Here is an 8,392-nt window from a genome sequence, read left to right as displayed (position 1 = left end):
AGTTACTTTATGTAAGTAATTATATTTTTGTATGTAAATTGTGTCAAGTAATTTGATTATCTGCTGTCTTAAATTATACTGCATTTTTAGGGGTGATAGCGGTTAAACTAAAAAAGCCGATTGTAATGGATGGCTACAATCAGCTTTTTTTTCAAATTCAAATTTAAGAACGTCTATTAAGCTAATAAAAATCCTTGCTTTAATGGATCTCTCGGATCTACGACAAATTGATGGAACCCGGTAATATACGCCTGCCCGGATACTTTAGAAACAACTGCGTCATAATCCGCAACTTTAGTGAGCGATAATATTTCGCCAATAAATTGGCCATCGGTAATGCACTCATGGACAAAGCTTTTTCCCTCTTTTAGACGGCCTTGCTCTACGAGTGTTGCAGCTCTGGCAGAGGTTCCACTTCCACATGGTGAACGGTCAACTTGTTCATCAGCAAAAATGGTCACATTCCGAAGGTCTGACCCTTCTTTTTTTGGCTCGTCTGAAAAAATAACTCCATAGATTCCCTTTAATCCAGGCTCAAGCGGATGTTTCACTTCCATTTGGCTTTCGATGTAATGTTTGATTTTCCCGCCCCATGTTTGGAGAGCCGCTACATCTTTAAAGTTTACTTTCAAATCCATTTCTTTACTATCAACAACAGCGTAAAAAGCGCCTCCATAAGCAATATCAACATTAAATTCATAGCCGTCAATTTTCACTGGAACATCCTTCTTATAAACAAATGAAGGGACATTTTCAAATGAAACGGATTCTACTTGATTTCCATTATATTTTGCATAAGCGACTACTTCGCCTGCTGGGCTATCAATAATAAATTTTTCTTTTCCGCCTGATAGATCAAACATGCCTGTCTCAATGCCGAGCGTCATCACAGCGATAACCCCATGACCGCACATCGTACTCCATCCTTCATTATGCATAAACAGCACCCCGAAATCAGCATGCGGACTTGCTGGAGGAGTAATGATGCACCCATACATTCCATGATGGCCACGTGGTTCGTACATTAATACTTCTCGTAAGTGATCTAAATGCTCCATGCAATAGGCACGTCTTTCTAACTGGGTATCACCTTTTATTTCTGGAAATCCGCCAGTAATAACACGTAACGGTTCTCCTGCAACATGCAAATCAACGGTTGTAAACATTTTGCTGAAGTTCATGGAATTACCTCCAATTTAAATAGTTTTATTAGATCGAGTATTATTGGAACTTAAATCATAATAATCCTTTTCAGATTCTTAGTCCGCGCTATAAGAATGGACACGGACTAAGAATAACAAAATTATTTCCCTTCAATATAGGTCCACTTATAAGAAGCAAATACTCCGAATGGGTGAGCTACATATCCTTTAACATATGGCTTTTTCAACTGGGCAAGACCAGATTGGTACATCGGAGAAATGGCTGCATCCTCTTCGATGAGGATTCTTTCAGCTTCCTGCATATTTTCCCATCTTTTTTGAACATCAGTTGGATTTGTTTTTGCTTCTGTTATGAGACTATCGAATTTCTCGTTCCCGTAATTTGACCAGTTATATGGGCCATCAGATAGATAAAGATCCATAAATGTAATTGGGTCTTGGAAATCAGGGCCCCAGCCAGAATAAGTAAGATCATATTGCAGGCTTGATTCTAAGGCTAGCTTTTGCTTATTAGGCTGCTGATTGATCTTAATCGTTAAGCCAGGCAAATTGGTCTCTAACTGATTTTTGAAATATTCGCTGACGCGTTTTCTTTCCTCGCTGTCGTAGCTTAGGAATTCTAACTCGATGCTATTAACACCTAGCTCTTCTAACCCTTTTTCCCAATATTCCTTTGCTTTCTCGATTCCTTCATTATTAAAGCCAGCGTATTTTGTACGGAAGTCGTTCCCGCTTTCATCAAATGCAAATTCTTTAGGAACTAAATAATAAGCGGGCACAGAGCCGTTATTTAACAGGCTTTCTGCAGCAGCTTTCTTATCCCACCCCATATCAATGGCCTTACGGATATTTACATTAGCCAAGTATTTATTCTGTTGATTCATGCGGATAAAGAATACTTCTGGCTTTAGCAATGTATGGAATTCTGGTGTATTTGCATATTGGCCAATAAATTCAGACGCGATCTCAGTTAAATCAAGTTTTCCTGTGTCATACAGGTTAACCCTTGTTGCTGCTTCTTTAACAACTTTGACATTGATGGTTTCTAGCTTAACTGTCGCAGCATCCCAATAGTTTGAATTTTTCTTATAAGTCCAGCCAACCTCATGCTCCCAAGAATCTAATTCGAAAGGACCGTTATAAATAAGGTTCGCTGTTTCTAGGGCATATTGATCCCCTTGAGATTCCACAAATTCCTTATTTTGCGGGAAAAATACTGGATAAGTAACTAAGCTTAAAAAGTAAGGCACTGGATGATCTAGTTCAATTTGCAATGTTTGGTCATCTATTACTTTAACGCCTAATTCATCTACCTTTCCAAATAAGCTATTTTCGGAATCCTGGATTGCTGCAGCATTTTTAATGTCATTGAAAAGATAAGAATAGGTTGATAGAGTGTCAGGATTGATTGCCTTCTTCCATGCAAATTCGAAATCCTTTGCCGTTACAGATGTTCCATTGCTCCATTTTGCATCTGAACGAATTTTGAATGTATAAACTTTTCCATCCTCACTCATCTCATAGCTTTCTGCCATACCTGGTACAGGTGCATGAGATTCGTCAAGTCTGTAAAGTCCTTCAAAAATATTATTCATGGTTCTGCTTGATAGTGCATCGAATAGTCCTAGAGTATCAAGGGTTGGCAGTTCTCCGCCTTCAACGAGGTTGAGGACTTGCTCACTTACTGCTTGAACTTCTTCCTTGCTGCTATCTCCTTCTGAAGTTGTAGTTGTAGTTGTTTTCTTACTTCCTCCTCCATAACAGCCTGTTAAAAATGAACTTAATAGAAGCATGAAAGCAAGGATGATAATACTTTTGATTTTCATTGGAATTGCCCCTTTTTTATATGTTTTTTGCATTGCTGCTATAAAATAATTAATTCTTTTGGGGATTTCGTAATAATTTCAATGCCGGCTTGGGTAATTAAAATATCATCTTCAATACGGACTCCTCCAAGGTCTGGAATATAGATGCCCGGTTCAACTGTAAGGACCATATTAGGCTCAATCACAATCTCACACTTTGTATTTTTGAACGGCTCTTCATGAATATCTAGACCAATGCCATGACCTGAGCCGTGGCCATATTGCTTGCCATAGCCTTTTTCAGTAATAAAATCTCTTGATAAAGCATCTGCTGCTTTTCCAGTCATCCCTGGCTCTATGCCTGCTAAGGCTTTTGAAAGCGACTCTAGCACAATATGATAAATGTCTTTTAATTCTTCCTTCGGTTCGCCAACCGCAATCGTTCTCGTTATATCGGAACGATAGCCCTTATAGTAAGCACCATAGTCTAGTGTCACCATATCGCCTTTTTCAATCACTTTTGAACTTGCCACTCCATGAGGAAAAGCACCGCGGTGTCCTGACGCAACGATCGTATCAAAAGCGGAGGAAGTTGCCCCAAGATTTCTCATATATGCCTCTAATTCATTGGAAACTTCTATTTCCTTGATTCCCGGTTTAATAAACTCAAGAATATGTGTAAATGCGGCATCCGCTATTTCTGCCGCTTCTCTAATAAGGCTTATCTCCTCTTCATCCTTAATCATCCGAAGCTTTTCAATCGCTCCTGTAAGTGGAACCATCTCTGCTTTTAATTGGGCTTGATATTCGGAATAAGAATAAAAGCTCATATGAGTTTGTTCGAAGCCAAGCTTCGCAATATTTAGTCGTTCTGTTTGTCGAACAACTTCAGCGAGCAATTCCGCTTTTGTGCTTACTTGAATGATGGAAAAATCTTCAGCCTGCTCATTTGCTTGTTTTACATAGCGAAAATCTACTAATAGCAATGCTTCTTCCTTCGTAATTAATACTAACCCGGCCGTTCCAGTAAAACCTGTCATATATCTGCGGTTTTGATCATTCGTAATCAGCAATGCATCAATTCCAAAACCATCGAACATTTCTCTCAAATTTTCTAGTCGTTTCATTTGTATTTCCTCCCGTTGAAATTTATTTTTTTATCATAAATACGCAGCAAAAAGTGAAAATAAAAATAAGGCAGTACCAGAAATAAGAATTGGATGAACCGATAAACCACTTAAACTATTCTTAGGGGGGTTTTGTAATTCTCCAGTTTGCTCTGAAATATAATTCTCAAGCTTAGATGTTCGTCTATAAAAACGCCGAAAGCTATAAATGATTCCATCAAACATCCCGCCCTTTAGTACTACTAAAATTCCACCTAACATAAGCAGTGTGATAGAGATAAAAAACAGAAAGTTGATAAAAGCAATCCATTTACCACCATTTGTAAAAAAGGTTGCAATGAATGAAATACACAGTGATATCGAAATGATGTAAATTGATTTTTTCATTGCTTTCCCCCAGACACTTCCTTTTTTCGCTTAAATGGCATCAATGCTTTGATTCTTGTATTCCTCATATTCCTGTTCCGTACATGCCAGCCAATGTCCCGCCTTTACTTCTCTAAGTATTGGCTCCTCTCCTTCACCATTCCAGACAAAGCTAGAATCAAATTTCATTCTTGTTCGTGTTTTCTCTGTTGCAGGATCAGGTAAAGGGATAGCTGATAGAAGTGATTTCGTATATGGATGTAAAGGATTATCGTATAGCTCATCACTTTCCGCTAATTCTACTAGTCTTCCTTTATACATAACTCCAATTCGGTCGCTAATATATTTCACCATGGAAAGATCATGGGCAATAAATAGATAAGTCAGCCCTTTTTCTTTCTGCAGCTTTTTCATTAAATTCACGACCTGAGCCTGAATGGAGACATCAAGGGCAGAAATAGGCTCATCGGCAATAATAAATTCTGGCTCTACTGCTAGCGCCCTTGCTATCCCAATTCTTTGACGCTGTCCTCCGCTGAATTCATGCGGATACCGGTTCGCATGCTCCCGATTCAGACCAACCGTTTCTAGTAATTCATAAACTTTTTCCATTCTTGTTTTTTTACTAGAAGCAAGGCCATGAATGTCTAGACCTTCTGCGATAATATCTGCAACTGTCTGGCGCGGATTCAATGATGAATATGGGTCTTGGAAAATCATTTGAATTTTTTGATTTAGTTTCTGTGCCTCACTAAAGGACTTTTTCTTATTAATATTTTCATTGTTATAGAGAATTTTCCCATCAGATGCTTCATATAGTCCAATAATCGTGCGGCCTGTTGTAGATTTTCCACAGCCAGATTCTCCTACAAGTCCGAATGTTTCTCCTTTAAAAATATCAAAACTAATACCATCCACTGCCTTCACTACATTGGAGCCTGCTGAAAAATATTGCTTTAAGTTTTGGATTTCAAGAAGTTTTTCCTTTTTTTCTTTCTGCTTCGCTATTCGTTCCTTTTGTTTTTCTTTCGGATCTTCTTCTCTATGCTTTTTAAGAACTTCAGGCGGCATGATCTTTGGCGATTTTTCATGAAGAAGCCATGTGGCTGCATAATGTGTATCCGATACCTTAAACATTGGAGGCTCAAACTGAAAATCAATATTCATCGCATATTTATTCCGATTGGCAAATGCATCGCCAACAGGCAGATGAATAAGATTCGGTGGTGTACCAGGAATGGTCGTAAGCTCCTCTGCTCTTTCATTCAAATTCGGCATAGCTCCTAAGAGACCCCATGTATAAGGATGCTGAGGACTATAAAAAATCTCCTCCACTGTTCCGATTTCAATGATTTTCCCAGCATACATAACTGCCACACGGTCGGCAATATTTGCAACAACCCCTAAATCATGGGTAATAAAAATTATGGACATATTTAATTTATTCTGTAAATCCTTTAATAGCTCAAGAATCTGCGCCTGAATGGTAACATCAAGAGCTGTTGTCGGTTCATCCGCAATTAATATTTTTGGATTGCAGGAAATAGCCATTGCAATGACAACCCTTTGTCTCATTCCGCCAGAGAATTGATGCGGGTATGATGCCAATCGTTTTTCCGGCTGTGGGATTCCGACCATACTTAACAGTTCAATCGCTTTTTCCTTCGCATCTTTCTTAGAAAGCTTTTGGTGCTTCACAATACTCTCCATAATTTGCTTCCCAACTGTCATTGTCGGGTTAAGGGATGTCATCGGATCTTGGAAAATCATTGCTATTTCTGAACCACGAATATTCTGCATTTGCTTTTCTGAGAATTTAACTAAGTCATTTCCTTCAAAAATAATTTCTCCTCCTGAAATTCTTCCTGGCGGATTCGGAATTAACTTCATTAGGCTTTTTGAGGTAACTGATTTTCCAGAGCCTGACTCCCCAACAATAGCGAGCGTCTCTCCCTTATTAAGATGAAAGGAAACCCCGCGCACAGCCTTTACTTCCCCAGCATACGTATCAAAGGATACTTGTAAGTTTTTAACATCGAGTATTTTTTCCACGTTCACATCCTCCTATTTGCGCATTTTAGGGTCTAAGGCATCTCGAAGACCATCCCCGATCAAATTGAAGCTAATCATGATCATGCTGATAATAATGGAAGAAAAAGCGAGCATATGCGGATAAATTCGCATTAATTTATATCCATCATTTATCAGTGTTCCAAGTGAAGCGGTTGGAGGCTGCAGCCCTAATCCGATAAAGCTTAAAAAAGCCTCAGTAAAAATAGCCGTTGGAATTGTGAACATCGTTGTAATAATAATCGGACCCATTGAATTCGGAATTAAATGCTTCCAAATTAATCGTCTATCTCGTGCACCAAGCGTTCTTGAAGCTAAAACATATTCCTGCTCCTTTAGCTTCAAAATTTGCCCGCGTACAATTCTCGCCATGCCAACCCATCCTGTAATAACCATCGCTAACGTAATGGAAACGATTCCTGGCTGTAAAACGAGAATCAGTAAAATAACGACGATTAAGCTCGGAATCCCTACTAAAATTTCAACAATTCTTTGCATAATATTATCAATTCGTCCGCCGTAGTAAGCGGAAATTCCTCCATAGGCAACACCGAAAATTAAGTCAATGGTAGCTGCCAAAAAGGCAATGTATAAGGAAATCCGTGTTCCTTCCCAAACTCTTGTCCATAAATCTCTTCCTAAATTATCTGTGCCAAACCAGAAGTATTCCGTTATACCGCCTGCTTCATAGCGGTTCACTCCTTGAATATCTACCCCATTAAAGCCTAACCATGAGACATGCTCTAACCCAGGAACTTTTGGAGGCAAATTTGCCCTAGTCAGATTTTGTTCATCATATCCATGCTCATTCGCATACGGACCAAAAATAGCTAAACCAAGAATAATCGTAATGAGAATTAGTCCTGTAAAAGCCGCTTTATTTTTTCGAAAGCGCCTCCAAACCTCATTCCAATATGTCATGGCTGGACGGGTAATAGCCTCTGGACTCTGATCGGAAACAGCTGGCTGGAACATCTCGTCTGTGATTATGACTTCCTTATTATTAATCATCATCATTTCGTCCCCCCAGATAACCGGATCCTCGGATCAATCAACCCGTATAAAATATCAACGATTAGCACGACACCAATAAACAGGACACTATAGAACAAAGTCACACCCATTATGACCGAAAAGTCATTCGTCATAATAGATTTAACAAACTGTTCACCAAGGCCAGGGACACTAAATATTTTTTCAATAACTAATGTTCCTGTCATGAGATTGACAGTCAGTGGTCCTAGTATGGTAACAATGGGAATTGCAGCATTTCTAAGTCCATGCTTCAAGATAATGGAAAAGTGATTTAGCCCTTTTGCTTTAGCGGTCATGATAAAGTCTTGTCCTAATACTTCAAGCATTTCTGTTCTCATGAACCTTGCAATAGTTGCAATCACAAAGACGGATAATGAAATTGTTGGCAAGATGGAATACTCAAAGCCTTCCCAAAAAGCAACTGGGAGCCATTGTAAACGAACTCCTACCCAATATTGCAATAGACCTGCAAAAACAAAGTTGGGAACAGACAATCCGATTACAGCTATGACCATTGCCATATAATCAATCGCGGTATTATGTTTAACCGCAGCAATTATCCCAAGGAGAAGGCCAATGATACATCCAACGAGAATTGATTGTGCACCTAAGACGGCAGAAGCCCCAATTCTCTCCCCGATAATATCAGTAACGGCCCGGCCGTCATATTGGAATGAAACACCAAAATCTCCTTTAACAATATTTGTCATATACTTTACATATTGAATAGGTACAGGCTCATCCAAACCATACCGCTCATATAGTTTTTCTTTTTGTGTCTCGGATAGTCTCTCATCATTAAATGGCGAGCCAGGCAAAGTTTGCA

At 39.0% G+C, this 8,392-nt stretch carries 7 protein-coding genes; all 7 read right to left on the bottom strand.

The genetic code is table 11. The features are described 5' to 3' along the window. Positions 1-176: 176 nt before the first annotated feature. Positions 177-1,181 (bottom strand): proline racemase family protein, encoded by a 1,005-nt coding sequence (locus tag V7164_RS12245; protein WP_335354233.1) that lies wholly within the window; start codon positions 1,179-1,181, stop codon positions 177-179. 122 nt (positions 1,182-1,303) lie between these two features. Next, positions 1,304-2,989: a peptide ABC transporter substrate-binding protein gene (locus tag V7164_RS12240; protein ID WP_335354232.1), complete on the bottom strand. Its 1,686-nt coding sequence runs from the start codon at positions 2,987-2,989 to the stop codon at positions 1,304-1,306. Positions 2,990-3,027: 38 nt separating this feature from the next. Further along, a complete protein-coding gene (locus V7164_RS12235) occupies positions 3,028-4,095 on the bottom strand; it encodes a M24 family metallopeptidase (protein WP_335354231.1) in 1,068 nt (355 codons plus the stop codon). A gap of 33 nt (positions 4,096-4,128) precedes the next feature. Next, entirely contained in the window at positions 4,129-4,482 is a 354-nt protein-coding gene (locus V7164_RS12230) for a DUF3899 domain-containing protein (RefSeq protein ID WP_335354230.1), read from the bottom strand. Between the two features lie 30 nt (positions 4,483-4,512). After that, the gene (locus V7164_RS12225; RefSeq protein WP_335354229.1) at positions 4,513-6,513 is read right to left on the bottom strand and encodes an ABC transporter ATP-binding protein; all 2,001 of its coding nucleotides are present in this window, start codon (positions 6,511-6,513) and stop codon (positions 4,513-4,515) included. Between the two features lie 12 nt (positions 6,514-6,525). Then, on the bottom strand, positions 6,526-7,542 hold the full coding sequence (gene opp3C, locus V7164_RS12220) for an oligopeptide ABC transporter permease (RefSeq protein ID WP_335354234.1): 1,017 nt from the start codon (positions 7,540-7,542) through the stop codon (positions 6,526-6,528). A gap of 2 nt (positions 7,543-7,544) precedes the next feature. Then, positions 7,545-8,384, bottom strand: a complete 840-nt coding sequence (locus tag V7164_RS12215) for an ABC transporter permease (protein WP_438824716.1) — start codon at positions 8,382-8,384, stop codon at positions 7,545-7,547. Positions 8,385-8,392: the final 8 nt, after the last annotated feature.

This window comes from Bacillus sp. JJ1474 (assembly GCF_036965225.1).
In the GTDB taxonomy this organism is placed as follows: domain Bacteria; phylum Bacillota; class Bacilli; order Bacillales; family Cytobacillaceae; genus Cytobacillus.
Note: the sequence above shows the minus strand (reverse complement) of the source record. Positions and strands in the feature narration are given on the sequence as shown.

Excerpts from the sequence above, each read along its gene's own strand:
- V7164_RS12235 (WP_335354231.1), bottom strand. The coding sequence starts at position 4,095 with ATGAAACGACTAGAAAATTTGAGAGAAATGTTCGATGGTTTTGGAATT.
- opp3C (WP_335354234.1), bottom strand. The coding sequence starts at position 7,542 with ATGATTAATAATAAGGAAGTCATAATCACAGACGAGATGTTCCAGCCA.
- V7164_RS12240 (WP_335354232.1), bottom strand. The coding sequence starts at position 2,989 with ATGAAAATCAAAAGTATTATCATCCTTGCTTTCATGCTTCTATTAAGT.
- V7164_RS12230 (WP_335354230.1), bottom strand. The coding sequence starts at position 4,482 with ATGAAAAAATCAATTTACATCATTTCGATATCACTGTGTATTTCATTC.
- V7164_RS12245 (WP_335354233.1), bottom strand. The coding sequence starts at position 1,181 with ATGAACTTCAGCAAAATGTTTACAACCGTTGATTTGCATGTTGCAGGA.